A 26,229-nucleotide genomic window follows, 5' to 3' on the forward strand; every position below is an offset into this window, starting at 1 on the left:
TCACTCCTCCCCGCACGAGCCACTCCCCGAGTCCGCCGCAGTCCCCTTGCCTCCGGCCGGTACGTCGAGCAGTTCGGCGACCCGCGACGTGGTCGTCTTCGCGGATGTCAGTTCCGACCAGTGCGCCTTCACCTTCGCGGCGACGCTGTAGTGCGGCTTCTGGAGCAGTTCGCGCACGACGGTGGTCTGCCGAGCGGACATGGGGAGGGAGGTCGTGGGGGCCAGCGCGACCGCGGAGCCCTCGATGCTGTCGTCGAGCCGGACATCGCGGAGGGACTTCATCGGGTCCGGCTGTGTGCTCAGAGCCAGCCACATCGTGGTCACCACACGGGCGTCGCACATGTTGTCGGCGGTGTCCTCGGTGCCCGCGACCAGGACCGAGGCGACACCGACCGCGAACTCGGGAAGGCGGTTGCCGCCCCAGCTCGTGCCGACGGTGACATGTCCGGGCGTGGTGGAGGGTGAAATCGCGGCATCGCTCTGAAGGCCGTAGCGGGCGTCGATCCTCTGGCGCACGGTCAGCCGCTCGCCTCCGGCCGAGCCGCCCGCGCGGGACTGGATGCGGTCGACGGCCTCGGCCCAGTCGGCGGTGCGGCCGGTCCACTCCGGGAAGGCGCAGTACGTGGACCGTCCGTACCGCACACAGGTCTGCTCCTTCTGCGGGCTGACGGACGCCTTGGTGCGGGCAGCGATCAGCGAGGCGGGCTCGTCGGGGGACTGCCCGGCCACGCCGACGGCCGTCGCGGCGAGGGCGAGAACGGTCACCGACGTGACCAGCCTCGTCCGGCCACCGCTCACCAGTACGGCGAGGCAGAGCAGCAGGACCGTGAGGCCCGTCAGATAGAGCGCGTGCCAGGCGGCCGGGCGGCCCAGCAGTTCGGAGGGGAAGGGGTCGGCGCCCTCTTCCACGACGACCGGTCCGAGCCAGCTCACCCAGTGCTTTCCCTGGGTGGCCGCGGAGACCAGGGTGGTGAGGACGAATCCGCCGATCACGAAGGGCGGGGCGACGAACCCGACCGGTATCACCCGGGCGAGCAGGACACCGAGGACACCGGCCAGAAGGACCAGCAGCGGGCCCACGACCAGTTCGGCGGGCGAGCCGTGGCCGACGGCGCCCGGCTTCAGCGCCGCCCAGGTGAACTGGAAGCCGACGACGAGCGCCGTGATCGCACCGAGGGGCAGGACGGACAGCGCGTGCGCCACCGTACGCCGCCAGGGCTCCATGGGCAGGATGTCGAAGTGCTGGTCGGTGGACTGCCGGCGGGACCGCAGCACGGCGCGGTTGACGCAGCTGAACACGGCGACGGCCAGCAGCAGGGGTGTCGGCTGGGTGGCCCTGTCGGTGTCCTGGAGGACCGGGAAGTCGTCCATGCCGTCGCCCCCGATGAACAACCTCCAGCCGGCATAGCCGACATACAGCACGAGGAAGAGGAGGACCGGGATCTGGAGCAGCAGCTCGCGTGCTTCGAAGCGGGCGAGTGCCAGGACCGCGGCCGACCGGGACTCCCGGCCCCGGGCAGGCGGCTCCACCCCCGTGGGAGCCGCCTGCGTGATCGTGTCCGTGGGGGCGCTCATGCCGCCACCTCCGCGGCCTTGGCGTCGAGCGTGAGCAAGTAGCCGTCTTCCAGGGTCGGTTCGAGGAGGTCGGCGCCCTCGGGCGGATCGCCGACATTGCGGAAGGCGCCCGTGCCCGTACGCCATCCGGCTCGGGCGGACGGATCGCGTTCCGTGCTGCTCCACACCCGGCCGGCCGCTCGCCCGGTCAGCTCCGCGGGGGTGCCCTCGAAGCGGACGCGGCCGGCGTCCATGACGATCACGCGGTGGCAGAGCATCGCGACGTCCTCGGTCTGGTGGGTGGAGAGCAGGACGGTTCGTCCCTCTCCCGCCTGTGCGATCAGTTCCCGGAAGCGCATGCGCTGTTCGGGGTCGAGGCCGACCGTCGGTTCGTCGAGGACGAGGAAACCGGGGTCGCCGATCAGGGCGGCGGCCAGTGCGACCCGTTGGCGCATGCCGCCGGACAGCCGCTTGATGCGCTTGCCCCGCACGTCGGACAGGCCGACGCGGTCCAGGACGCGGCGCACCTCGCGGTGCCGGGCGGTCCGGTCGGTCATCTCCTTGAGGATCGCCACGTAGTCGACGAACTCGAAGGCGGAGAAGTCCTGGTGGAAGCCGGGGGTCTGCGGGAGGTAGCCCAGCGCGCGCCGCACGTGCAGGCGTCCGGCGGTGGTGCCCGGGTCATGGCCGAGGACCGTGAAGGCGCCCCGGTCGGCGGGCACGGCGGTGGCGAGGACCCGCAACAGGGTGGTCTTTCCCGCGCCGTTGGGCCCGAGGAGTCCGGTGACTCCTTCTCCGAGGCGCAGGGAGACGTCGTCGAGCGCGAGCGTGCCGCCGAAGCGGAGTGTCAGCCCGGAGGCGGAGACGGTGGGGATCATGCTGCGTTCCTGTCGGTGAAGTCGGTGAACGGGAGGCGCGACGCGTCGAACCGGTCCCGCGCGAGATAGAGGAGTACGGCGGCCAGTGCCGCGACGGCTCCGGAGACGCCTTGCCCGGCCGCGGTGAACGGGGCGAGCGTGGTGTCGGACTCCGAGGTCGCCCGGGCCACGGCCAGCAGGCCGACCCAGCCGCCGCCGACCAGTGAGGGGGCGAGGACGGGACCGAGCCGGGAGGTGAGCGCGAGTCCGGTCGCGGTGAGGGCGAGGGCGGGCAGCAGCCAGGCCAGGGCGTGCAGTCCGTAGGAGGGGAGGGCGAGGGTGGCGAGGCCGCTGAACCCCAGGCACACGGTCAGGACCGCGACCGTGCGGATCATCAGCAGCCGGAAGCCGTGCAGGGGCGAGACCACGGCCATCTCGTACGTCGGGTCGATCCCCGGGCCGTAGGACACCGCGACCCCGGCGAGCGGGAGCAGCGGCGCGAGGGCCAGGAAGAGCGTGGGCGTGGCCCCGGCCCGCACCGCGTGTGCCGCGACCACGGTCATGACCAGGAGGGCGCCGATCGCGCCCAGCCAGGAGCGGCGCAGGGCGGGGGAGGCGGTCAGCAGCCGTGCCGTGTGGTCGGCGACGCCGAGCCGGACGAGCAGCCACTCGGCGGGGCCCGGCCGCGGGGCGTCGAGTTCGGCGTCGAGCCGCTCCCACCCGGCGTCCAGGGCGACCGGGTCGCTGATCGCGGCCAGTGTCTCCCGGCACCGCGCGCACGCGGCGAGGTGGGTGTCGGCGGACCACAGGAGGGGTGCCGTCAACTCGCCCTGGACGTAGGCCCGAAGGTCTTCCTCCGGCACGTGCCAGGTCGTACGGCCGTGACCGTTCATCTCGTCGCCATCGCTTCCGTGACGGTCGTCGCTCATGCCAACGCCTCCCGCAACTGCTTGCGCGCACGCAGTGCCCGCGTCTTGACCGTGCCCGGCGGAATACCGAGCAGGACGGCCGCTTCCCTGGTGGTGAGTCCGTCGATCACCGTGGCCTGGAGCACCGCCCGGAGTTCGGGCGAGAGTCTGGTCAGCGCGCCCGCCAGGTCCCCGTGTTCGACGCCTGCCAGCACGCGCTCCTCCGCCGAGGCCTCGTCGCGGTGCCTGAGCCGGGCCAGCGCGTTGCGGAGCCGGCCGCGCGCGCCGTCGCCGCGCATCGTGTCGACGAGGCGCCGTGAGCCGATGCGCCACAGCCAGCCGGCCGGGTCGCCCTCCTCGCGGTAGCGGGCGGTGCCGCGCCAGACCGCGAGGAAGGTCTCCTGGACGACGTCGTCGACGATCCCGGCGTCGGCGCACCGGCCGCGCAGCCGCGCGGTCAGCCATGGCGCGTACCGCCGGTACAGCTCTTCGAAGGCGCGACGGTCCCCGTCCGCCGCGATGGCCCGCAGCAGCTCTCCGTCGCTTCTCGTTTCCCTCACATCCCCTCATCGGACGAGCCCCGCCGATCGGTTCACACATCGGCCGGGAATTTCCGAACGCGTCGCACACCCGCCGGACAGCCTGATCCGCCGCAGGATCCGTCACGGGACCGACCAGCGGATTCACCCCCGGATTCACCACCGGACCCACCGCAGGATCCACCGCCCGCAGCACCGGGGCGGTACCGGAGCAACACCGTCCGCTCGTCCGGGACTTGACCTCGACCCCCATCTTGCACCACCCTTTCACTACTCAATTAGTGAAAGGGTGGTTGTCCGAGTGGTCGCGTACCGCATCGACCGGCGCAGCGGCGTCGCCACCTACGTCCAGATCGTCCAGCAGACGAAGCAGGCGCTGCGCCTCGGTCTCCTCGAACCGGGCGACAAGCTCCCCACGGCCCGCGAGGTCGTGGAAGCCACCGCCATCAACCCGAACACCGTCCTGAAGGCGTACCGCGAACTGGAGCGCGAGGGACTGGTCGAGGCCAGGCGCGGTCTCGGCACGTTCGTCCGCAGGACCCTCGGCGCCGCCCCGGCGGACTCGCCCCTGCGCGAGGAGCTCGACGCCTGGGCCCGAAGCGCCCGCGCCGCGGGCCTCGACCACGAGGACGTGGCGGCGCTGTTCGCCTCCGTACTGGACGCACATTTCCCGAAGGGGGACCAGTGAGCTCCACCAGCACCACCCGATCCACCGTCGCCGTAGAGGCGCACGGCCTCACCGTGCGCCACGGCCGGCGCTCCGCCGCGGCCCTGGACGACTGCTCCTTCCGCCTCCCGGCCGGACGGGTCAGCGCCCTCGTCGGCCCCAACGGCGCGGGCAAGTCGACGCTGCTGGCGACCGTGGCCGGGCTGCTGCGCCCCGCCGCCGGCACCCTCACCGTGCTCGGCGCCGGCCCGGCCGAGGCCCGCGAGGCCATCGCCTACCTGGCCCAGGACAAGCCCCTGCACCCCCAGCTCACGATCGCCGAGACCCTGCGCCTGGGCGCCGAGCTCAACCCGGCCCGCTGGGACGCCGCACACGCCGCCGCGATCGTGGAGCAGGGCTCGCTGGACCCCGGCACCAAGGTCCGGAAGCTGTCCGGCGGCCAGCGGACCCGCGTGGCACTGGCCCTCGCGCTGGGCAAGCGGCCCGACCTGATGCTGCTGGACGAACCGATGGCCGACCTGGACCCGCTGGCCCGCCACGAACTGCTGGGCACCCTGATGGCGGACGCCGCCGAACGCGGGACCACGGTGCTGATGTCCTCGCACATCGTCACCGAACTGGCCGACGCCTGCGACCACCTGCTGCTCCTGGGCGGCGGACGCGTCCGGCTCGGCGGCGGCCTGGACGACCTGCTCCTCGCGCACACCCTCGTCACCGGCCGCGGCACCCCCGCCGACCTCGCCCCGCACCTCGTCGTCGAGTCCCGCGCCGCCGGCCGCGGTCTCACGGCCCTGATACGCAACGACGGACCGGTGGACGAGCGCTGGGAGGCCGAACGCCCCTCCGTGGAGGAGCTGGTCCTCGCCCATCTGCGCTCCCCACAAGCCCCCGCGCTGCTCACCCCCGGCACGACCGTGTCCCCCGCGGCGGTGACCCGATGAGCGCCACCACCACGACGGCTCCCCCGCGCCGCGCGCTGCCCGCCCCGCGCGGCCTGGTCTGGACGGTCCTGCGGCTGCACCGCACCGCGCTGTGGATCTGGACCGGCTACGTCGCGCTCACCGCCGGACTGCTGCTGTGGCTGTACGGCCCCGGCGCCGGCCACACGCAGCACCTGCTCGACACGTTCGGATACGCGGGCGTGCAGCAGGACGCCTGGACCGTCGGGGTCACGGGCACCCTCTCGGGCACCTACAACGAGCTCTTCCGGGACCCGGCCTCCCTGCTGAGCGTCGCCTCGTTCGCCGTCGCCGTCTTCGCGGCCGGCTCGCTGACCGCCCGCGAACTGGAGAGCGGCACCGCACGGCTGGCCTGGACCCAGTCCGTCACCCCGGCCCGCTGGCTCGCCGCCAAACTGGCGGTGCCCGCGCTGCTCGTCACCGTGGGCACGGGCCTGCTGGTCGTGCTGTACAGGATGCTGTGGTCGGCCCACGGCAATCTCCTGCTGGCCGGCATCGGACCGCGCGCCCTGTACTTCTCCCTCGGCCCGGCCACCGTCGCCGCCCCGCTCCTCGGCCTGGCCATCGGCGCCTTCGCCGGTCTCGCGCTGCGCCGCACCCTGCCCGCCCTCGCGGTCGCCGGTCTCGCGCAGTACGCGGTCATCATGTTCCGCGCCAACTCCTGGCCTTTCCAGGGCAGTTACCAGCAGCCCGAACTGTCCGTGCGGAGCCGGGCGATCACCTCCACGGGCGCGGAGATCCCCGACCCGGGCTGCTACGACAGCCGCGCCTGCCTGGCCCGGCACGACGTCGTCCGCTTCACCCGCGAGTACCTCCCCTCCCCCGACTACTGGCCCCGCCAGCTCCTGGAGACCGGCGTCATGCTGGCCGCCGCCGCGATCCTGGTCGCCGCCGCCTTCGCCGTCCTGAGGAGGAGGTCGACCTCATGAGCACCCTGACCACCCCACACCGCCCGTCCGGCGCGGCCCCGCACCGCCCCTACCGCCCGTCCGGCCTGACCTGGACCGTGCTGCGCCTGCACCGCACGGCCCTGTACGTCTGGGGCGCGGCCCTGCTCGCCGCCGTGGCGGCCCTGATCTGGCTGCTCGCCGCCGGTCCCGACGCCCGCGCGATCGTCGGCGGCTGCGACGCGTCGGAACCGTTCCCGATCGACTGCGGAACCGCCCACTGGACCACGACGGCCAGGATCCACGCCTCCGGCCTCGCCCTGGTCTCCGCCTGCGTCACGTTTCAGATCTACGCGGTCGCGGTCTGGGCGGGCGCCGCGCTGACCGGCCGCGAGCTGGAGAGCGGCACGGCGCGGCTGGCGTGGACCCAGTCCGTCACCCCGGCGCGCTGGCTCGCCACCAGGCTCGCCGTCCCCGCGGTCCTGCTGACGGCGGGCACCACCCTGGCGGTCCTGCTCCTCAACTGGACCCGCCGCGCCGGGAGAGGGGACCTGTCCGGCGGCTGGTTCACCATGAACGTCTTCATCTCCTCCGGACCGGTGGCCGTCGGGTACGCCCTCGCGGGCCTCGCCCTCGGGGCGCTCGCGGGCCTGGTCCTGCGCAGGGCCCTGCCCGCCGCCGCGGCCGCCCTCGCCGCGGCGTACGTCCTGCACGAGGTGCTGGACGGGTTCCGGATGAGCCTGTGGCCCGCCGAGACGGTCACCGGACGGGCCGCGCTCCAGCTCCCGCACGGCACCCTGGTCCTCGAGCACGGTGCCGTCACCGGTGCCGGGGAGCGTCTGAGCAACAACATGGCCTGTGTCGGAACCGACAGCGCCGCCGCCCTCGAGAGGTGTGTGGAGCGGACGGGGCTGACCGATTTCTGGACGACCTATCAGCCCGAGTCCCATTTCTGGCCCCTCCAGCTCGTGGAGAGCGGCCTGCTGCTGGCCGTCACGGGGCTCGCGGCCGCCGCGGCCTTCGCCCTGCTGCGCCGACAGCATTCGTAACCGGGGGTAGCACTGGCGGACACGCACGCGGCGCGGGCGGGGGTGTACACGGCTCCCGGACATGCAGACGTCCGGGAGCCTCCCCCAGATATCCCGCACGTCATGTCGTCGTAACCATCGATTCAGGTGACCTTGCGACGCTCAAGAAATGCAGCCCGCCGTGCCCGAGCCTTCTCCCCCGCCGGAGAACGAGTCCTCACCGCCCACGGGGAGTCAGCGTACGCCAGCCAAGCGGAACGGGATCTTCCGCATCAGCGCGCTGGTACCCGCCCTCTCCGACGCGCCGGTCTCGCCTCCGGCACGGAAGAATGGGTCCATGAACCAGCGAAGCGCCCAGGCACCCGTGCAGCACCCGCAGCCCTCCGTCGGCTCCATCGCCGCCCACCGCCCGCACACCGTGGCGGCGAACGTGTCCGACCTGGAGCCCGATCTCGACGCCGACCTCGACGAGTACGAGGACCTGGAGCAGGACGGGATCATGCTGCCGCAAGGCCGCTTCCTGGACCGCGAGCGCAGCTGGCTCGCGTTCAACGAGCGCGTTCTGGAACTCGCGGAGGACCCGAACACGCCCCTTCTGGAGCGCGCCAACTTCCTGGCGATCTTCGCCAGCAACCTGGACGAGTTCTTCATGGTCCGGGTGGCCGGCCTCAAGCGCCGCATCGCCACCGGTGTCGCCACCAAGTCCGCGTCGGGCCTCCAGCCCCGCGAGGTCCTGGAGATGATCTGGGCCCGCTCCCGCGAACTCATGGCCCGGCACGCCGCCTGCTACCAGGAGGACGTCGCCCCCGCGCTCGCGGAGGAGGGCGTCCACCTGGTCCGCTGGAGCGAGCTGACCGAGAAGGAGCAGGCACGCCTGTTCACTCTCTTCCGCCACCAGATCTTCCCGGTCCTGACCCCGCTGGCGGTCGACCCCGCGCACCCCTTCCCGTACATCTCGGGACTGTCCCTGAACCTCGCCGTCGTCGTACGGAACCCGGTCAGCGGCCACCGCCACTTCGCGCGCGTCAAGGTCCCGCCACTGCTCTCCCGCTTCCTGGAGGCCTCCCCGAACCGCTACGTCCCCATCGAGGACGTGATCGCGGCCCACCTGGAGGAGCTCTTCCCCGGCATGGAGGTGCTGGAGCACCACACCTTCCGGCTCACCCGCAACGAGGACCTGGAGGTCGAGGAGGACGACGCCGAGAACCTTCTCCAAGCCCTGGAGAAGGAGCTCATGCGGCGCCGCTTCGGCCCGCCGGTGCGCCTGGAGGTCGAGGAGTCCATCGACCGCTACGTCCTCGACCTGCTCGTACGCGAACTGAAGATCTCCGAGGCCGAGGTGTACCCGCTGCCGGGTCCCCTGGACCTCACCGGCCTCTTCGGCATCGGCTCCCTCGACCGGCCCGAGCTGAAGTACCCCAAGTTCATCGCGGGCACCCACCGCGATCTCGCGGAGGTCGAGTCGGCGTCCCCGCCCGACATCTTCGCCGCGCTGCGTGAGCGCGACGTCCTGCTGCACCACCCGTACGACTCCTTCTCCACCTCCGTGCAGGCGTTCCTGGAGCAGGCCGCGGCCGACCCGGACGTGCTCGCCATCAAGCAGACGCTCTACCGGACCTCCGGCGACTCGCCGATCGTGGACGCGCTGATAGACGCCGCCGAGTCCGGCAAGCAGGTCCTCGTCCTGGTCGAGATCAAGGCCCGCTTCGACGAGCAGGCCAACATCAAGTGGGCCAGGAAGCTCGAGGAGTCCGGCTGCCACGTCGTGTACGGCCTCGTCGGTCTGAAGACCCACTGCAAGCTGTCGCTCGTGGTCCGGCAGGAGGGCGAGACCCTGCGCCGCTACTCCCACGTCGGCACCGGCAACTACCACCCGAAGACCGCCCGGCTGTACGAGGACCTCGGACTGCTCACCGCCGATCCCCAGGTCGGCGCGGACCTCTCCGACCTCTTCAACCGGCTCTCGGGCTACTCGCGCCGCGAGACCTACCGCCGTCTGCTCGTCGCGCCCAAGTCGCTGCGCGACGGGCTGATCGCCCGGATCAACAAGGAAGTGCAGCACCACAAGGCCGGGCGCCCCGCCTTCGTCCGCATCAAGGTCAACTCGATGGTGGACGAGGCACTCATCGACTCGCTGTACCGCGCTTCCCAGGCCGGCGTGCCGGTCGACGTGTGGGTGCGCGGGATATGCGCCGTCCGCCCCGGCGTCGCGGACCTGTCCGAGAACATACGGGTCCGCTCCGTCCTCGGCCGCTTCCTGGAGCACTCCCGGGTCTTCACCTTCGGCAACGGAGGCGAACCCGAGGTGTGGATCGGCAGCGCCGACATGATGCACCGCAACCTCGACCGGCGGATCGAGGCCCTGGTCAGGGTCACCGACCCGGCTCACCGCGCAGCCCTCAACCGGCTGCTGGAGACCGGCATGTCCGACACCACGGCCTCCTGGCACCTCGGCCCCGACGGCGAGTGGATCCGCCACGCGACCGACGCGGAGGGTCAGCCCCTGCGGAACGTCCAGGAGATGCTCATAGACGCCCGGAGGCGCCGGCGTGGCACAGCAGCACCTTGATCCCCCCACAGGCTCCGTGACCGGGGCGGCCCCCCCAGGCGAGGGAGACATCCCGATCGGTGACGCCCTGGCGATCTACCTGCGGGCCCAGGCCACGGAATTCCTCCGCTCGCTGCGCCAGCACCGGGAGACCGGTGGCGCGGCGAGCGGAGGAGGGGAGTCCGGCGACGCGGCGCGCTCCCTGCGCCACTCCGCCCGCCGTATCAGCGGCAGCCTGCACACCTTCCGGCCGCTCCTCGACGCGGACTGGTCGGAGGGGATGCGCCCCGAACTGGCCTGGCTCTCGGGCACCCTGGCGCGCGAACACGCCTATGCCGCGCGCCTGGAGCGGCTGATCGGCGCGCTGAACCGGCTGTCCGGCACGGCCGCCCTGCCCGGCCAGACCGGGCGGGCCCCGGCCGCGGCCCCCAAGACCGGCCGTCTCACCGTCGGGGCCGCGAAAGCGGGCGCGCTCCTGGACCGCCAGCTCACGCTCGCCCGTACCCGCGCCCACTCGGCGGCCCTCCAGGCGCTCGGTTCCTCCCGTTTCCACGCCGTCGCCGACAACGTCGCCGTACTGGCCAGCGAGGTTCCGCTGGCCCCGGCCGCGGACACCACCGATCTGCGTCCGCTGGCCGCCGCGGCCCAGGACCGGCTGGCCGACGCCGTCAGCGCGCTGCCGCTGGTCGTCGCGGGCCGCCCCTACAACGCCGAAGCCCTGGTGCACGGGCTCTCCGCCGACACCGCCCCCCAGCCGCAGGACGCGCCCTGGCACCAGGTCCGGCTGCTGCTGCGGCTGCACCGCTACGCCGGTGAGGTGCTGCACGGAGGGGAATGCCCCGTCGACGCGCGCCTGCTCGGCGCGGGCAAGGCGCTCAACCGGCACCGGGACGCGGCGGAGGCGGCGTCCGCCGCGGCGTCGGCGGCCCGCACCCCGCGCATCGCGCCGGCGACGGCGTACGCGCTCGGTGTGCTGCACGCCGACCAGCGGCACGAGGTGGAGGCGGCCCGGTTCGCCTTCCAGCAGGCCTGGCAGAAGGAAGCCGTACGCATCCCCTGAGGGAGGCCCCATGGACGACGACACCATTCACGCGGCGGGCTGCGTCCTGTGGCGCCGCTCCCCGGTCGACTCCGCGCTGGAGATCTGCCTCGTCCACCGGCCCAAGTACGACGACTGGTCGCACCCGAAGGGCAAGCTGAAGCGCGGCGAGGAGTTCCTGAACGGCGCGCTGCGCGAGGTCGAGGAGGAGACGGGCTACGACGCCGTCCCCGGCGCCGTGCTTCCCACGCTCCGCTACGTCGTCGGCGAACGCCCCAAGGAGGTCCGTTACTGGGCCGCCGAGGCGGCCGCCGGCCGCTTCGTCCCGAACGACGAGGTCGACCGCGTGCTCTGGCTCTCCCCCACCGCCGCACGCCACCGCCTCACCCAGCCGCGCGACCGTGATCTGGTGGACGCGCTGCTGAACGCGCTGCGTCCGGCCTGACGTGTTCCCCTGTATATGAGCGCCGCTCCTGGCGTCCGGCACATGAGGGCGCCGCTCCCGGCATCCGGCGCGGCGCCTCGGCACGCGCGGAAACCGGCCTGGGAGCCGACGACGGACACTCACCGTAGTGAGCGGGCCCTTCGCTGTGGCTCATGAGGAAATCGGGGCGAACGAGCTATGACGGGAACATGGGCACTGTCCGTCACGTCCGCACCCGTTCGATTACCTGGAGTTTCCCTTCCGGCCCCCTCAGCCGGGACATGGCCGTGTCCTCGACGTGAGCGTTCCGTGACCTCACCGCACCGCCGTCAGGGGTTCACCCTGCGTTCACTTACGGCCTTCGGCGCCTTCACTTGATCTGCTTAATTTCGGCCTTACGCGGTGCGAAGGACGCCTCAGGGCGAACCCTTCACCTCGCTACGGAACGCAGTTCACAGACATCGCACGCCGCCACCTGACGGCGGCTCCTGGAAGGAACTCCCGAAGTGAAGCTTCAGCGCATGAACCGGCGGGCCCTCACCCTCGGTGCTCTCGCCGTCTCCGGCGCCCTGGCCCTCACGGCGTGCGGTTCTGACGACACCGGCAACACCAGCGGTGGCGGCAGCTCGGCCTCGGCCAGCAACAACAGCGCCATCAAGTGTGACGACGCCAAGGGCCAGATCCAGGCCTCCGGCTCCTCCGCGCAGAAGAACGCGATCGACGCCTGGGTGACGACCTTCAAGGCCGCCTGCAAGGACGTGCAGATCAACTACAACCCGACGGGTTCGGGCGCCGGCGTCACCACGTTCATCCAGGGCCAGACCGCGTTCGCCGGTTCGGACTCGCCCCTCAAGCCCGAAGAGGCCACGGCCGCCAAGAAGACCTGTGGCGGCAACGCCGCGGTCGACCTGCCCATGGTCGGCGGCCCCATCGCGATCGGCTACAACCTCGACGGTGTCGACGACCTCGTCCTGGACGCCTCCACGATCGCCAAGATCTTCGACGGCAAGATCAAGACGTGGGACGACGCGGCCATCCAGAAGCTGAACCCCGACGCGAAGCTCCCCGGCACCAAGATCCAGGCGTTCCACCGCTCGGACGAGTCCGGCACCACGGACAACTTCACCAAGTACCTGAAGGCCGTCGCCCCGTCCGACTGGAACTACTCCGGCGGCAAGGCGTGGCAGGCGAAGGGCGGCCAGTCCGCGCAGGGCTCCGCCGGCCTCGCCCAGCAGGTCAACCAGACCCCCGGCGCGATCTCGTACTTCGAGCTCTCCTACGCCACCGGTGACATCAAGTCCGTCGCCCTCAAGACGGACGCCGCCGCCCCGGCCAAGGCCACCGTCGAGAACGCCACCAAGGCCATCTCCTCCGCCAAGGTCGTCGGCACCGGCAACGACCTGGCCCTGGAGATGAACTACAAGCCGACCGCCGACGGCGCCTACCCGCTCACGCTGGTCACCTACGAGATCCTCTGCGAGAAGGGCAACAAGGCCGACACCCTCGCCGCCACCAAGGCCTTCCTCACCTACATCGCGAGCGAGGACGGCCAGAAGCAGCTGACCGCCGCCCAGTACGCCCCGATCCCCGCCGAGATCATCACCAAGGTTCGTTCCACCATCTCGAACCTGAGCTGACCCGAGTGTGCGGCCCGCCTCGCCGAGGCGGGCCGCACCGTCCGGTGCACCGCCGCCTGGAGCCGCCACTCGACCCGGCTCCGCAGACCGGAGACTCACGATGGACATATCGACACAGAGCACTGAAGCACCTCCCCCCACCCCGCGACCTTCGGGCGCCTCGCGCAAGCGTGCCGCCCGCGGTGCCACCCGCCCCGGAGACCGCGTCTTCCTCGCGCTCTCCCGCGGCTCCGGCATCCTCCTCCTGGTGATCATGGCCGCCATCGCGGTCTTCCTCACCTATCGCGCCACCCTCGCGCTCAGCAAGAACGAGGGCAACTTCCTCACCACCTTCGAGTGGAACACCGGCCTCGTACCGCCGGTCTTCGGCATCGCGGTGCTGGCCTTCGGCACGGTGGTCTCCGCGATCATCGCCATGGCCCTCGCGGTCCCGATCGCGGTCGGCATCGCCCTGTTCATCACGCACTACGCGCCGCGCAAGCTCGGCGGACCCATCGCGTACGTGATCGACCTGCTCGCCGCCGTCCCCTCGATCGTGTACGGCCTCTGGGGCGCCATCATCCTCGTGCCGCACATGATCGGACTGTTCGGCTGGCTCGACACCTACTTCGGCTGGACCGGCATCTTCACCTGGCAGGACGGAGCGCCCCGCTCCATGCTCACCGTCGGCATCCTGCTCGCGATCATGATCCTCCCGATCATCACGAACGTGAGCCGTGAGGTCTTCCGCCAGGCACCGCAGATGCACCAGGAAGCCGCACTGGCCCTCGGCGCCACGCGCTGGGAGGTCATCCGCATGTCGGTGCTGCCCTTCGGCCGCTCCGGCGTGATCTCCGCCTCGATGCTCGGCCTCGGCCGCGCGCTCGGCGAGACGATGGCCGTCGCCACCGTGCTCTCCCCGAGCTTCGACATCCAGGCCAGCCTGCTCGACCCCGGCGGCGGCACGTTCGCGCAGAACATCGCGGCCAAGTTCAACGAGGCCAACACGTTCGGCCAGGACGCCCTGATCGCCTCGGGTCTCGTCCTGTTCGTGATCACCCTGCTGGTCAACGGTGCGGCACGCCTGATCATCAACCGCCGCAAGGAGTACTCGGGGGCCAACGCATGAGCAACGCACCCGTCACCCGCAAGCACGCCAGCACGCTGCGCGGCGGCAGCCTCCCCAAGTGGTCCCCGTGGGCCATCGCGGCGGGATCCGTCGCGGTCGGAGCGGGCATCGGTCTCGCCGCCGGCCTGGACAGCAAGGTCCAGTGGGGCCTGATCTCCGCGATCCTCTTCGTCCTCGGTACGTTTTTCGCCGCCACACGCGTCGAGGGCCGCCGTCAGGCCAAGGACCGCGTGGCCACCAACATGGTGTGGGTCTGCTTCATCGTCGCCCTCATCCCGCTGGTCTCCCTGATCTGGGAGACCGTCAAGCGCGGTGTGGCGGTCTTCGACACCTACTTCCTGAGCCACTCCATGGGTGTGGTCCCCGACGCCCAGCCCGGTGGTGGCATCTACCACGCGATCATCGGCACCCTGGAGCAGGTGGGCATCGCCTCGCTCATCGCCGTGCCGATCGGTGTGCTCACCGCGATCTACCTCGTCGAGTACGGCCGCGGCAGTCTCGCCAAGGCCGTCACCTTCTTCGTCGACGTCATGACGGGTATCCCGTCGATCGTCGCCGGTCTGTTCATCCTCAGCTTCTGGATCCTGATCCTGGACATGGGCTACTCCGGCTTCGCCGGCGCGATGGCCCTGTCGATCCTGATGATGCCCGTGGTGGTCCGCTCCACCGAGGAGATGCTCAAGCTCGTCCCGAACGAGCTGCGCGAGGCCTCCCTCGCCCTCGGCATCCCGAAGTGGCGCACCATCATCAAGGTGGTCCTGCCGACGTCCATCGGCGGCATCATCACGGGCGTGATGCTCGCCGTCGCGCGTATCACCGGTGAGACCGCTCCGGTGCTGCTGTTGGTGTGGGGCACCGGCTACATCAACAACAACCCGTTCGACGGTCCGCAGGCCTCCCTTCCGCTGTACATCTTCCAGCAGTACGGAGCGGGAAACCCGGCGTCCACCGACAGGGCCTGGGCTGCCGCACTGGCGCTCATCCTGTTCGTCATGATCCTCAACATGGGAGCCCGCGCCATCGCGCGCTGGAAGGCACCCAAGACGGGCCGCTGACGCGGCCGATCAGCGACCCGATCCTTTCGAAAGAAGCAGTGACTGACATGGCCAAGCGAATCGACGTAAGCGGTCTGACCGCCTACTACAGCGCCCACAAGGCGATCGAAGACATCTCCATGACGGTCGAGCCCCGCTCCGTGACGGCCTTCATCGGCCCGTCCGGCTGCGGCAAGTCGACCTTCCTGCGCACCCTGAACCGCATGCACGAGGTCACCCCCGGTGGCCGCGTCGAGGGCAAGGTGCTCCTGGACGACGAGGACCTGTACGGCAGCGGCATAGACCCGGTCGCCGTGCGCCGCACCATCGGCATGGTCTTCCAGCGCCCCAACCCGTTCCCCACCATGTCGATCTTCGACAACGTGGCGGCGGGCCTGAAGCTGAACGGCAGCTACAAGAAGTCCGAGCTCGGCGACATCGTGGAGCGCTCCCTCAAGGGCGCGAACCTCTGGAACGAGGTCAAGGACCGGCTGAACAAGCCCGGGTCCGGCCTGTCCGGCGGTCAGCAGCAGCGTCTGTGCATCGCGCGGGCGATCGCGGTGGAGCCCCAGGTCCTCCTCATGGACGAGCCCTGCTCGGCCCTGGACCCGATCTCCACCCTCGCCATCGAGGACCTGATCGGTGAGCTGAAGGAGCGCTTCACGATCGTCATCGTGACGCACAACATGCAGCAGGCCGCGCGCGTCTCCGACCGCACCGCCTTCTTCAACCTCTCCGCGGTGGGCCAGCCCGGCCGCCTGATCGAGATCGACGACACGGAGCGCATCTTCTCCAACCCGTCCGTCCAGGCCACGGAGGACTACATCTCCGGTCGCTTCGGCTGACCGGACCGCCTCCTGGAACCCCTCGCGGTGCTGCATGGCGGTGCCACCGCGAGGACGAGAAGGGCCCGCCCCTGGCTTCCAGGGGCGGGCCCGTTCGTTTTCCCCTCCGGGCCCGTTCGTTTTCCCGTGCCGAGCCCGGCTTCGGACACCCGGCCGCCGGTCTTCAGCCCGTCCGGCGTTCGAGGACGAGGCCGTTCAGGCCGATGCGGGGGTCCGGGGGCGGCAGTCCCCGGGTACAGCAGTCCCCCCGGGTACGGGACAGGCAGGGGCGGAGGGGTCGGAGTCCCCGAAGCCGGACCAGGACAGCCCGGCGCACACGCGAACCCCGGACCCCGGGCCCCGACCCCCGAGCCCCGGAAACGCGGAAGGCCGGCCCCGAAGGACCGGCCCGCGCTCTGCCGGGCACCCCGGCAGCGATCACGTCCTACAGGAACGCCAGGTTCACGACCCAGAAGGCGCACGCCGCCACGATCGCCGCGGCCGGCATGGTGATGAACCAGCCGAGGACGATGTTCTTGGCGACACCCCACCGCACGGCGTTCACCCGCTTCGTCGCCCCGACACCCATGATCGCCGAGGTGATGACGTGGGTCGTGGAGATCGGCGCCTTGAAGAGGTAGGCCGACGCGAACATGATCGACGCACCGGTCGTCTCGGCGGCGAAGCCCTGCGGCGGATCGAGCTCGATGATCTTCCGGCCGAGCGTCCGCATGATGCGCCAGCCGCCCGCGTACGTCCCCAGCGACAGCATCGTCGCGCAGACGATCTTCACCCACACCGGGATCGGGTCGTTCGGCCCCTGCTCGCCGGCGATGACCAGCGCCATCACCACGATGCCCATCGTCTTCTGGGCGTCCTGGAGACCGTGTCCGAGCGCCATGCCGGCCGCGGACACCGTCTGCGCGATACGGAACCCGCGCTTGGTCTTGTGCGGGTTGGACCGCCGGAACATCCACATGATCGCGGTCATCACGAGATAACCGGCGAGCAGACCGACGATCGGCGACAGGAACATCGGGATGATGACCTTGTCGAGCAGTCCGCTCCAGTAGACCGCCGTGCCACCGGCGAGCGCCGCGCCGACCATGCCGCCGAACAGGGCGTGCGAGGACGAGGACGGCAGACCGAAGTACCAGGTGATCAGGTTCCAGGTGATCGCGCCGACGAGCGCCGCGAAGAGGATGCCCATCCCCTTCGAGCCCTCGGGCGTCTGGATCAGCCCCTCACTGACGGTCTTGGCGACCCCGCTGCCGAGGAACGCGCCGGCGAGGTTCATCACCGCGGCCATGGCGAGCGCGGCCCGCGGCGTCAGGGCGCGCGTGGACACGGAGGTGGCGATGGCGTTCGCCGAGTCGTGGAAGCCGTTCGTGTACGTGAATCCGAGCGCGACCCCGATGGTCACGATCAAAGCGAAGGTGTCCATGAACGGGTCAGGACTCCTTGACGGCGATGGTCTCCACCGTGTTCGCCACGTGCTCGAACGCGTCGGCCGCTTCCTCCAGCACGTCCACGATCTGCTTGAGCTTCAGCACCTCCATGGCGTCGTACTTGCCGTTGAAGAGGTGGGCCAGCAGCTTGCGGTGGATCTGGTCGGCCTGGTTCTCCAGACGGTTGACCTCGATCCAGTACTCCGTGAGGTTGTCCATGGTCCGCAGGTTCGGCATGGCCTCGGCGGTCAGCTCGGCGGCTCGCGCCAGCACCTCGATCTGCTGCTCGACACCCTTGGGCAGTTCCTCGACCTGGTACAGGACGACCAGATCGACGGCCTCCTCCATGAAGTCCATGATGTCGTCGAGGGACGAGGCGAGGTTGTAGATGTCCTCGCGGTCGAACGGCGTGATGAAGGAGGAGTTCAGCTGGTGGAAGATCGCGTGTGTCGCGTCGTCACCGGCGTGCTCCGCGGCCCGCATACGCTCTGCGATCTCGGCCCGAGCGGAAGTGTCCGCCCCGAGCAGTTCCATCAGGAGTTTCGAGCCCGTGACGATGTTGTCCGCGGATGCGGAGAACATGTCGTAGAAGCTCGTCTCCCTGGGGGTCAGACGAAAGCGCACGTTGGGGTCCTCGGGGTGCTTCGATTCGGTCAGGCTGATGCTAGGCGCATCATCCGGCCACGGCTAATGGGCCGCCACCCAGTGTCGCCCATCAGCCACGGCGATCGGCACGGGGTCCGGTGCCGGCGCCGGGCAAGGGCTCCTTACCCAGCAAAGTTCGGTACGATATACCCACCAGGGGTATATGTAAGCGGCGTTTCAGACAGGATCGCCGATCGGATCCAGCAGGAGGACGCGATGACGACCACCGAGGCCGGCGCGACGACGCCCTCCGGCGACGCCCAGAAGATCGTGACCGACCACGACCGCGGCATCCACGGCTACCACCAGCAGAAGGACGAGCACCTGAAGCGGCTGCGCCGTATCGAGGGGCAGATCCGCGGCCTCCAGCGGATGGTCGACGAGGACGTCTACTGCATCGACATACTCACCCAGGTGTCCGCCTCCACCAAGGCGCTCCAGTCCTTCGCCCTCCAGCTCCTGGAGGAGCACCTGCGTCACTGCGTGGCGGACGCGGCCCTCAAGGGCGGCGACGAGATCGACGCGAAGGTCGAGGAAGCGACGAAGGCGATCGGCCGCCTGCTGCGCACCTGAGCCACCCGCCGGCAACGCGGACCACGAGAAGTACGCGAAACGTGAGAGATACGACGCATGTGACATCCGCGACGCGCGCGCCCCGGCCACCGGACGGGCCGGGCAGGGGTCACATGGGGGCCGGAAAGGACTAGTCCTCCACGCCCCGCTGCCCGGGAGCGCGTTCTTCGGCCACTTTCAGCACCGCGTCGATGCTCGCCAGGCTGAGGCGGTCCTCGTGTGCCGCCGAGGCCGCGATGATCAGCTCGGCGCACAGGTCGATCTCGGCGAGGGCCACGTGGTCCTGAACTGCCGCACCGCCGACCGGAGCCACGCGCATCACCTCTTCCTGCCGTAACCGACTTCCTAGAGTAGGGAGCGGCCTACACACCGCGCATGGCACGGAAGGGCCATTTCCAGCCCTCCTCTGAAGCTACGGCTCCGGATGCTCTTGCCCATCTCTCCGGAAGCCACTACTCCGCGATCTTCCCGGCGTAGATGTCCGAGGAGTCCGGGAGCCGTACGACGGCGGGGCTGCCGAAGTCGTACAGCAGGAGCGTCGAGGCCACCGCGACGGTGCCCGTCCGCTGTCCGTTGACGAAGCTGAACCGGTGCCGGACCTTGCGCAGCCGCCCCTCGTCGTCGAGGTAGGCGTCGAACGGGACCTCGGTGGTGGCGAACCCCTTCGCCGCCGCCCTCAGCGCCGGCCGCTGCCCCGCCGAGGCGTCCCGCGCGGCGGTGCCGAGGTCGGCGGTCCCTCGGTAGTGCCGTACGGGGATCCCGGCGACCTCGGTCTTCCCCACGTAGGTCACCGACCGCGCGCCGCGCAGCAGTTCGGCCGCGGCGTACGGGTCGGTGGCGCCGCCCGTGACCAGGTTGCCGTCCGTGAGGGCGGCCGTCTCCACGCGCACCCATTTGTCGGCGGGCACCCCGGCGCCCCGGTTCTTCATGAACAGAGCCCCCGGAGCGAGGAGTTCGGTGATCGGACGGTGCTCGGCCGCTCCCGCGGGGTCCTGGGGCAGCAGCACCTTCAGCCGCCCGGTCTGCTTCCTGAAGTCGTACACGCCCTGCCCGCGGATGGTGACCCGGGTCCCGCCGGTGGCCATCTCCATCGACGTGCTGGCCTTCGCGCTGCCGGCGCGCTCCAGGGCGGCCACCGCCTGGCGCAGCGCCCCGGCCGTGCCGGGCCCGGTGCGGACGTCCTCCGCGGCCGCCCCGCCGCCCGAGCACCCGGTGCCGCAGACGATCAGCCCCGTCGCGACGAACGCGACCAGGACCGCCGCCCGTTCCTGCTGCTGCGCCACCATCGTCCACCGACCCCCAGCCGGTCCGTCCCGGGCCTTCCCGTCGTTCCGGTTAACGACAGGTGAGGGCACCCGTCACGCGGCAGGAGTCCGTTCACCGGGCTTGAGTAACGTTGGGGGTGTGCAGCACCTGGACGAGACGGACCCTCCCTCCGGACACCGGACGACTACGGTCGAGCAAGGCCCCTTCTGCCTGGCCCGCTGCACCTGCGGCTGGCGAGGCCCGGCCCGCCGTGCCAGAAGCCAGGCCCGCACGGACGCCGCCGAGCACGGGACGGGCTGAACCCATCTACGGGTGGCGGCGATGCCGTCAGCCGCTGCGGCCCCCGCGAACCACGGGGGCGCCGTCACAGCCACTCCCGGACGTGGCCACATCCACCCCTATTCGATTGACGGTTCGAACAACGTCGACCTAGGTTCCCCTTGATCCGAAAATCACATCAACTTCATACAAGGGGGAACATCTTGCGCAGACGAACCATCGCGGCGGCCGCGGCGATATCGTCCGGACTCCTCATGACGACGCTGACCACGTCGGCTCACGCGGACACCCTGACCACACTCTCGTGCAGCACCACGGGAGCCTTCGGCCAGCTGAGTTCGACGAACTGGCGGTCCGGCACCACGGGCGAGTTCGACGTCACGATGTCGGTCACGGACACCAAGGCCGACGACCACCACGTGCGGGTCCGGCTGGTGGGCAAGACGATCGGCGCGACCCGCGTGAACTGGCCGTGGCACAGCGTGACCGGCGGCCTCGGCTCCGAGGACGCCTGGGCCAGGCCCGCTCAGAACAGCGCGGGTGTCATCGACATCGGCGTTCAGGTCGCCAGGTACGAAAAGAGCGAATACATGAACTCCTGCACCGACTGGGCCGTCGGCTCCGGCTGATCGACGCGGGCGTCCACCGGACGTCCGCGAGCGGCCGGCGTCACGAGGCGTCGGCCGTTCCGCCCACCCCGCCGCCCCCGCCCCCGAGCGGGCGTGCTGGGATGCCGAGTGCTGTAGCCGTTCTGCGACACAGCCGCGCGGAACCCCGGAGCCCGGGGACCCGTCTCGTTCCACGGAACCCACGGGAGGCACACATGCAACGGCGTTCGTTCATCGGCGGAGCCACCGCCGTCCTCGCGGCGGCGACGACGTCCGCCTGCAACGGCAGCGACCAGGACGGCGCGGGCGCCGACGGCAAGGCCGGGAGCACGAACGCCACGAGCACCGCCGCCGAGAGCACCGGCATCCGCACGGAGACCGCGGCGAACCGCGCGGCCGCCAGCTGGACCGCACTGTCCCACCAGCTCGACGGCGCCCTGATCCGCCCCGGCGACCGGAGCTGGTCCGCCGCCCACCAGCTCTACAACACGCGCTTCGACAACCTGAAGCCCGCCGCCGTCGCCTATGTCGCGCACGCCGACGACATCCGCACCACCATGGACTACGCCCGCGCCCACGGCGTGAAGGTCTCGATCCGCAACGGCGGCCACTCCTACGCGGGCTGGTCCTCCGGCAACGGCCGTCTGATCATCGACGTCTCCAAGCTGAACAAGATCCGCGCGTCGGCGAACGAGGCGGTCGTCGGCGCCGGTTCCAAGCTGATCGACGTCTACCGCGCGCTGGCCGCCAAGGGCGTCACCATCCCCGCCGGCTCCTGCCCCACCGTGGGCGTCTCCGGACTGACCCTGGGCGGCGGCCACGGCGTCGTGTCACGGGCGTACGGACTGACCTGCGACAGCCTCACCCAGGCGACGCTGATCACCGCCGACGGCAAGCAGCTCACCGCGAACGCGACCGAGAACAAGGACCTGTTCTGGGCCCTGCGCGGCGCCGGCAACGGCAACTTCGGCGTCGTCACCGAGCTCCGGTTCAAGACCCACCCCGCGCCGCAGGGCGTCTCGGCGTACATGACCTGGCCGTGGGCCAAGGCCGCCGCGGTGGTGAAGGCCTGGCAGGAGTGGGGACCGGGCCAGCCGGACGAGATCTGGTCGTCCTGCCACCTGTCCAACGCGGCCGGCGGCACACCCACCGTCTCCATAGCCGCCTTCTCCCTCGGCACCTACGGCGAACTCCAGAACGCGGTGGACCGGCTGGCGGACCGGATCGGCTCCCCCGCGCGCAGCGTCTCCCTCAAGAGGCGTTCGTACGAGGAGTCGATGGAGGTGTACGCGGGCTGCTCGTCGTTCTCGGCCGACGCCCAGTGCCACCTGCCGGGGTCGACGCCGGGCCGCAGCCCGCAGGGCGCCCTCGGCCGCGAGACGTACGCGGCCCGTTCGGACTTCTTCGACCGGTCGATCTCGGCGGCCGGTGTCCAGACGCTCCTGAACCAGATCTCCGCCGTCCGCGGCGGCGCGGGCAGCATCGCGCTCACCGCGCTAGGCGGCGCCGTCAACCGCGTCGCGCCCACGTCCACGGCGTTCGTGCACCGCCGCTCGCGCATGCTCGCCCAGTACATCGCCTCCTGGCGGGCGGGCACCTCCGGCACCACCGCCCAGTCCTGGCTGACCGGCGCCCACAACGCGATGGCCCGGTACGCCTCGGGCGCGGCCTACCAGAACTACACCGACGCGACGCTGACCGACTGGCGCAAGGCCTACTACGGTGACGCGGCCACCCGGCTGACGGCACTGAAGCACCAGTACGACCCGCACCGCTTCTTCTCCTTCCCCCAGGCCCTGTGAGGGCGGCCGGGGGTGCCGTGCGGGCGGGCGCCGTGACCGGGCCGGACAGGTCCTAGGCGGCGAGGTCCCGTTCCTCGGTGTGCTCGGTCCGCGCCCCCGGGATCAGGGCCTCCTGCCCGGCGGGTGCGGTGCCGCGCGCCCGGATCAGCCGGCCCGCGCGCGGAGCCCCCTCCACGGCCTTCATGACCGGCGTCAGCAGGGCCGTGGCGAGTGGCGACAGCAGCAGGACGACGGCTGTGCCGAGCGCGAATCCGCCGATGACGTCCGTCGGGTAGTGCACGCCCATGAAGACCCGGCAGAACCCTTCGAGCAGCGCCAGCGCGATCCCGGCGAGTCCGAACTTCCGGTGGGCGACGAAGAGTCCGACGCCCACCGCCATGGTGATCGTCGCGTGGTCGCTGACGAAGGAGAAGCCGGTCTTGCCGCTCACGAGGACGGCCAGTCCCTGGTGGTCCACGAAGGGGCGCGGACGCTCCACGAAACCTCTTATCGGGACGTTCACCAGGAGCGCGATCCCGGCCGCGAGCGGCGCCCAGACGAGTGCGGCCACGGTCGCCGCCGCGTCGGCTCCGCCCCGGCGCCGCACGGACGACCAGCACCACAGGACCAGCAGGACCATCGCGAGCAGCAGACCCCACTCGCCGACGAATTCCATGATCCGGTCGACCCGGTGCGGCGCGTGCTTGGCCAGGCCATTGATGTCGTAGAGCAGGTCGACGTCGGGGTTCGAACCGGATTCGGCGAGTTGCGCCATGGCGCTGCGGCCCCTTCGTCGTCTTTCCCGCGACCGCGCCCTTTCGCGCGCCGCTCCGTCCACCCCCGTGGTTGTAGATCAGTTCTCTACGTCAAAAGGAACGCACGGTCCCCTCTCATACGTTCCACCCTCCACGGAATGATCACGCACACGTTATCGAAGAGAGATATCGCCGCAGATCAAGGGGTGGATTCATACCGAAGTGGGCAATGCTTTCGCGCCATCTTCCGTCACCCGGGTGGCCCCGAAGTAGTCGGGCGTGTCGATGGGGTCGAACCGGATGACGGCACCGGGCCGGGGAGCGTCGATCATGTATCCGCCGCCCACATAGATACCCACGTGCCGGATGGCGCGGGAGTTGGTGAGGTCGTCCGAGAAGAAGACCAGGTCCCCGGGCAGCAGTTCCTCCCGCTTGGGGTGCGGCCCCGCGTTGTACTGGTCGTTGGCCACCCGCGGCAGGCTCACCCCGACACTGTCGTACGAGGCCTTGGTCAGACCCGAGCAGTCGAACCGTCCGCCCTGGTCAGCCGTGCCGTTGCCACCCCACAGGTAGAGCGTGCCGAGCTTCTTCTGCGCGTACGTGATGGCCGCCGCGGCCTGCTTCGAGGGGTCCACGCGGGTCACCGGGGCCGCGAAGCTCTTCGCCAGCGTGGTGATCGTCTTCACATAGTTCCGGGTCTCCGCGTACGGCGGCACACCCCGGTACTTGATGACCGCGTAGGCGCCCGCGTTGTAGGCGGCGAGCATGTTCTCGGTGGGGTTTCCCGGAGCGTTCTTCACATAGGAGGCGAGCTCGCAGTCGTACGAGGCGGCCGACGGAATCGCGTCATTCGGGTTCCATACGTCGCGGACGCCGTCCCCGTCGCCGTCGACCCCGTGTGTGGCCCAGGTCCCCGGAATGAATTGCGCTATCCCCTGCGCCTGCGCCGGGCTCTTCGCGTTCGGATTGAATCCGCTCTCCTGATAGAGCTGGGCGGCGAGCAGGGCGGGATTGATCGCGGCGCAGAGGTTGCCCCACTTCTGTACGAGGGCCTGGTACGCGGCGGGTACGGCGCCCTTGGCGAGCCCGACCGAACCGCCGCCGATGCCGCCCGCGAGGTTCCCGGCGACCAGGTAGACCCCGACGACGAGCACCATCACGAAGCCCATCCCCGCGCCCACGGCCGCGGTCGCCACGATCCAGGCCTTACGCACCGTCAACCGCCCCTCGCCGCACAGGAGTCCGCCGCGGCCAGTGTAGAGGCGGGCTCCTGTGCGAGGGGGTTGTCGCGCGCGGGGACGGAGCGGGACGTCCCCGCGCAGGGGTGCTATCCGGCCAGGGCGGCCACGCGGTAGAGCTCCTCGGCCTCGGTGCCGAACACGGCGCTGTACGAGACGTCGTCGGTGTCCCCGCCCTGTTCGTGGCCGCCGATGACGCCGACGACCGCACCGTCCCCGTTCACCCAGGGACTGCCGCTGGTCCCGCCGGCGAAGTCGGGGCAGGCGACGCGCTGCTGCGTACGGCTCTGCGCGCCGGGCTTGTCGGTGCAGGTGATGGGGGTGTCGAGGGAGCCGGGGTATCCGGTCACGGTGACGGCGGTGGCCCCGGTGGCGCGGTGCGCGGCGAAGGCGTTCCCGCCGCCGACGACGTCCTCGACCTCCTCGCCGTCGCGGGTGCCGAGGACGGCGAAGGCGACGTCGCTGTCCTCGTCCTGGTCCCGCCTCCACCCCTCGGGGAGGAACACGCCCTGGACGTCCCAGAACCCGTACGGCGCCCTGCCGTCCCGGTAGCCGGGCGCGAAGGACAGTTCCGCCTCGCCGTCCAGACAGTGGGCGGCCGTGAGGAGGAGGTCCCGTCCCTCGCTGCGCACGACGGAGGCGGTGCAGAAGTGTCCGCCGGCACCACCGCTCGCGGCGCTCCCGTGGAACAGCGCGCCCACCCGGACGCTCCGGCTGTTCTCGGCGGCCCGGACGGTCACGCCGAACGGCCCGGGTCCGTCGTCCGCGGCGGCGATGGAGGAGGACGTCACCGCCAGCAGCACGAGAGCCGCACCGAGCAGGGCGGACCGCCGGAATCCCGGGAGACGGGTGATGCGGATGCTCTTCATCGCCCCTCACCTTGCCGCAAGCGGGTGAGACAAACCTCGGACCAGTCCGAGTATCACCTGTGAACGCCGACCCCGCCCGGCCACCCGCGCCCGGCCGGGCCCACCGGCCCCGGAATCACCGGGCGCCGCTTCAGTCCCGTGCTCCCCCGGAGTGGCGGCACTCCGCCCACAGCAGCTTCCCGCCCCGCGACGCCCCCAGCTCGCGCAGCACGGAGACCCCCCACGCGTCGGCGCAGGCCCGTACGAGGTGCAGCCCCCGGCCGTGTTCGTCGTCGTGCGCGGGCGGGCCGCCGGAGGGACCCTCCCGGAATCCCGACGGGACGGCCGGGTCCGAGTCCCAGACGGCGACCCGCAGTCGGTCCGGTTCCGCCGAGAGAACGCGCAGGGCGTACGGACCGGGCGCGTGCAGATGGGCGTTGGTCAGCAGTTCGGAGGCCAACAGCTCGGCGGTCGGCGTCAGTCCGGTGAGCCCGCGGGCCGCGAGCACGGCACGCAGGGTGGCACGGGCGATCCCCGGGGAGCGGGGATCGTGCGGGAGTTGGAGGGTGTAGGACCAGGGCGGGGATACGGTGGCCATGAAAGTCTCCGATCACGGAGGGGAGTTGACTGGTCTCGCGTCGCTACAGTGCCCGGTGACCGCGGCCGCTCCGTCGAGCGGGGTACTTCCGGGCGGGGTCCCAGCAATAAGGTAGCGGCACAAATAAAAGGCCTTACACGATTCCCGTGAAAGTGATGATCTATCACCCGAGTGGGT

General features: G+C 70.8%; 26 protein-coding genes. 14 read left to right on the plus strand and 12 right to left on the minus strand.

Features of this window, described 5'->3' with window-relative positions; translation table 11 throughout:
* Genes ACFYW9_RS10785 through ACFYW9_RS10800 form a run of 4 tightly spaced genes read right to left on the minus strand, consistent with a single transcriptional unit; the run spans position 1 to position 3,879 of the window.
* Positions 1 to 1,575 carry an ABC transporter permease gene (locus ACFYW9_RS10785; RefSeq protein ID WP_389147498.1) on the minus strand — a complete coding sequence of 525 codons (1,575 nt, stop codon included), beginning with the start codon at positions 1,573 to 1,575 and terminating at the stop codon, positions 1 to 3.
* Positions 1,572 to 2,432, minus strand: coding sequence for an ABC transporter ATP-binding protein (locus tag ACFYW9_RS10790; RefSeq protein ID WP_389147501.1), 861 nt, complete (start codon positions 2,430 to 2,432; stop codon positions 1,572 to 1,574). The genes ACFYW9_RS10785 and ACFYW9_RS10790 overlap by 4 nt, the downstream gene beginning before the upstream one ends.
* The gene (locus ACFYW9_RS10795; protein WP_389147504.1) at positions 2,429 to 3,340 is read right to left on the minus strand and encodes a zf-HC2 domain-containing protein; all 912 of its coding nucleotides are present in this window, start codon (positions 3,338 to 3,340) and stop codon (positions 2,429 to 2,431) included. The genes ACFYW9_RS10790 and ACFYW9_RS10795 overlap by 4 nt, the downstream gene beginning before the upstream one ends.
* Positions 3,337 to 3,879 (minus strand): RNA polymerase sigma factor, encoded by a 543-nt coding sequence (locus ACFYW9_RS10800; RefSeq protein ID WP_326786961.1) that lies wholly within the window; start codon positions 3,877 to 3,879, stop codon positions 3,337 to 3,339. Before ACFYW9_RS10800 ends, ACFYW9_RS10795 begins: the two co-directional genes overlap by 4 nt.
* Positions 3,880 to 4,159: 280 nt before the next feature.
* On the opposite strand from ACFYW9_RS10800, the gene ACFYW9_RS10805 reads away from it, so the two are divergent.
* From ACFYW9_RS10805 to pstB, 11 genes are all read left to right on the plus strand, one after another.
* Entirely contained in the window at positions 4,160 to 4,546 is a 387-nt protein-coding gene (locus ACFYW9_RS10805) for a GntR family transcriptional regulator (RefSeq protein ID WP_389147624.1), read from the plus strand.
* Complete coding sequence (locus tag ACFYW9_RS10810; RefSeq protein ID WP_389147508.1) at positions 4,543 to 5,466, plus strand: ABC transporter ATP-binding protein; 924 nt, start codon at positions 4,543 to 4,545, stop codon at positions 5,464 to 5,466. Before ACFYW9_RS10805 ends, ACFYW9_RS10810 begins: the two co-directional genes overlap by 4 nt.
* A complete protein-coding gene (locus ACFYW9_RS10815; RefSeq protein ID WP_389147511.1) occupies positions 5,463 to 6,413 on the plus strand; it encodes a hypothetical protein in 951 nt (316 codons plus the stop codon). Before ACFYW9_RS10810 ends, ACFYW9_RS10815 begins: the two co-directional genes overlap by 4 nt.
* Positions 6,410 to 7,420 carry a hypothetical protein gene (locus tag ACFYW9_RS10820; protein ID WP_389147514.1) on the plus strand — a complete coding sequence of 337 codons (1,011 nt, stop codon included), beginning with the start codon at positions 6,410 to 6,412 and terminating at the stop codon, positions 7,418 to 7,420. Before ACFYW9_RS10815 ends, ACFYW9_RS10820 begins: the two co-directional genes overlap by 4 nt.
* A 316-nt stretch (positions 7,421 to 7,736) precedes the next feature.
* The gene (locus ACFYW9_RS10825) at positions 7,737 to 9,968 is read left to right on the plus strand and encodes an RNA degradosome polyphosphate kinase (RefSeq protein ID WP_369482923.1); all 2,232 of its coding nucleotides are present in this window, start codon (positions 7,737 to 7,739) and stop codon (positions 9,966 to 9,968) included.
* Complete coding sequence (locus ACFYW9_RS10830) at positions 9,949 to 11,007, plus strand: CHAD domain-containing protein (protein WP_389147517.1); 1,059 nt, start codon at positions 9,949 to 9,951, stop codon at positions 11,005 to 11,007. Before ACFYW9_RS10825 ends, ACFYW9_RS10830 begins: the two co-directional genes overlap by 20 nt.
* A 10-nt stretch (positions 11,008 to 11,017) precedes the next feature.
* Positions 11,018 to 11,431 (plus strand): NUDIX hydrolase, encoded by a 414-nt coding sequence (locus ACFYW9_RS10835; protein WP_389147520.1) that lies wholly within the window; start codon positions 11,018 to 11,020, stop codon positions 11,429 to 11,431.
* A 485-nt stretch (positions 11,432 to 11,916) separates the two neighbouring features.
* Complete coding sequence (gene pstS, locus ACFYW9_RS10840) at positions 11,917 to 13,047, plus strand: phosphate ABC transporter substrate-binding protein PstS (protein ID WP_389147523.1); 1,131 nt, start codon at positions 11,917 to 11,919, stop codon at positions 13,045 to 13,047.
* A 100-nt stretch (positions 13,048 to 13,147) separates the two neighbouring features.
* Complete coding sequence (gene pstC / locus ACFYW9_RS10845; protein ID WP_351860322.1) at positions 13,148 to 14,155, plus strand: phosphate ABC transporter permease subunit PstC; 1,008 nt, start codon at positions 13,148 to 13,150, stop codon at positions 14,153 to 14,155.
* Positions 14,152 to 15,210 carry a phosphate ABC transporter permease PstA gene (pstA, locus tag ACFYW9_RS10850; protein WP_351860324.1) on the plus strand — a complete coding sequence of 353 codons (1,059 nt, stop codon included), beginning with the start codon at positions 14,152 to 14,154 and terminating at the stop codon, positions 15,208 to 15,210. Before pstC ends, pstA begins: the two co-directional genes overlap by 4 nt.
* Positions 15,211 to 15,257: 47 nt before the next feature.
* Entirely contained in the window at positions 15,258 to 16,034 is a 777-nt protein-coding gene (gene pstB, locus ACFYW9_RS10855) for a phosphate ABC transporter ATP-binding protein PstB (RefSeq protein ID WP_389147528.1), read from the plus strand.
* A 424-nt stretch (positions 16,035 to 16,458) separates the two neighbouring features.
* On the opposite strand, the gene ACFYW9_RS10860 is transcribed toward pstB, so the two are convergent.
* Both ACFYW9_RS10860 and ACFYW9_RS10865 read right to left on the minus strand, forming a co-directional pair.
* Positions 16,459 to 17,457, minus strand: coding sequence for an inorganic phosphate transporter (locus tag ACFYW9_RS10860; protein WP_351860328.1), 999 nt, complete (start codon positions 17,455 to 17,457; stop codon positions 16,459 to 16,461).
* Positions 17,458 to 17,464: 7 nt separating this feature from the next.
* The gene (locus tag ACFYW9_RS10865; protein ID WP_326786950.1) at positions 17,465 to 18,085 is read right to left on the minus strand and encodes a DUF47 family protein; all 621 of its coding nucleotides are present in this window, start codon (positions 18,083 to 18,085) and stop codon (positions 17,465 to 17,467) included.
* Positions 18,086 to 18,322: 237 nt separating this feature from the next.
* On the opposite strand from ACFYW9_RS10865, the gene ACFYW9_RS10870 reads away from it, so the two are divergent.
* Entirely contained in the window at positions 18,323 to 18,679 is a 357-nt protein-coding gene (locus tag ACFYW9_RS10870; protein ID WP_326786949.1) for a metal-sensitive transcriptional regulator, read from the plus strand.
* A gap of 130 nt (positions 18,680 to 18,809) precedes the next feature.
* Here the strand turns inward: ACFYW9_RS10870 and ACFYW9_RS10875 are convergent, their stop codons facing one another.
* Positions 18,810 to 18,998: a hypothetical protein gene (locus tag ACFYW9_RS10875; RefSeq protein WP_389147533.1), complete on the minus strand. Its 189-nt coding sequence runs from the start codon at positions 18,996 to 18,998 to the stop codon at positions 18,810 to 18,812.
* A gap of 133 nt (positions 18,999 to 19,131) precedes the next feature.
* Positions 19,132 to 19,965: a hypothetical protein gene (locus ACFYW9_RS10880; protein WP_389147536.1), complete on the minus strand. Its 834-nt coding sequence runs from the start codon at positions 19,963 to 19,965 to the stop codon at positions 19,132 to 19,134.
* Positions 19,966 to 20,427: 462 nt separating this feature from the next.
* Between ACFYW9_RS10880 and ACFYW9_RS10885 the strand changes: the two genes are divergently transcribed.
* Both ACFYW9_RS10885 and ACFYW9_RS10890 read left to right on the plus strand, forming a co-directional pair.
* On the plus strand, positions 20,428 to 20,853 hold the full coding sequence (locus ACFYW9_RS10885; RefSeq protein WP_389147539.1) for a hypothetical protein: 426 nt from the start codon (positions 20,428 to 20,430) through the stop codon (positions 20,851 to 20,853).
* 194 nt (positions 20,854 to 21,047) lie between these two features.
* Complete coding sequence (locus ACFYW9_RS10890) at positions 21,048 to 22,634, plus strand: FAD-binding oxidoreductase (protein WP_389147542.1); 1,587 nt, start codon at positions 21,048 to 21,050, stop codon at positions 22,632 to 22,634.
* Positions 22,635 to 22,686: 52 nt separating this feature from the next.
* Here the strand turns inward: ACFYW9_RS10890 and ACFYW9_RS10895 are convergent, their stop codons facing one another.
* The 4 genes from ACFYW9_RS10895 to ACFYW9_RS10910 form a co-directional block, all read right to left on the minus strand.
* Positions 22,687 to 23,388, minus strand: coding sequence for a phosphatase PAP2 family protein (locus ACFYW9_RS10895; protein WP_389147546.1), 702 nt, complete (start codon positions 23,386 to 23,388; stop codon positions 22,687 to 22,689).
* 192 nt (positions 23,389 to 23,580) lie between these two features.
* The gene (locus tag ACFYW9_RS10900; RefSeq protein ID WP_389147549.1) at positions 23,581 to 24,582 is read right to left on the minus strand and encodes an NlpC/P60 family protein; all 1,002 of its coding nucleotides are present in this window, start codon (positions 24,580 to 24,582) and stop codon (positions 23,581 to 23,583) included.
* Between the two features lie 113 nt (positions 24,583 to 24,695).
* Positions 24,696 to 25,475 (minus strand): trypsin-like serine peptidase, encoded by a 780-nt coding sequence (locus ACFYW9_RS10905; RefSeq protein ID WP_389147552.1) that lies wholly within the window; start codon positions 25,473 to 25,475, stop codon positions 24,696 to 24,698.
* 130 nt (positions 25,476 to 25,605) lie between these two features.
* The gene (locus tag ACFYW9_RS10910) at positions 25,606 to 26,052 is read right to left on the minus strand and encodes an ATP-binding protein (protein WP_389147555.1); all 447 of its coding nucleotides are present in this window, start codon (positions 26,050 to 26,052) and stop codon (positions 25,606 to 25,608) included.
* Between the last annotated feature and the right edge of the window lie 177 nt (positions 26,053 to 26,229).

It is taken from the genome of Streptomyces sp. NPDC002698 (assembly GCF_042888945.1).
Classification (GTDB): domain Bacteria; phylum Actinomycetota; class Actinomycetes; order Streptomycetales; family Streptomycetaceae; genus Streptomyces.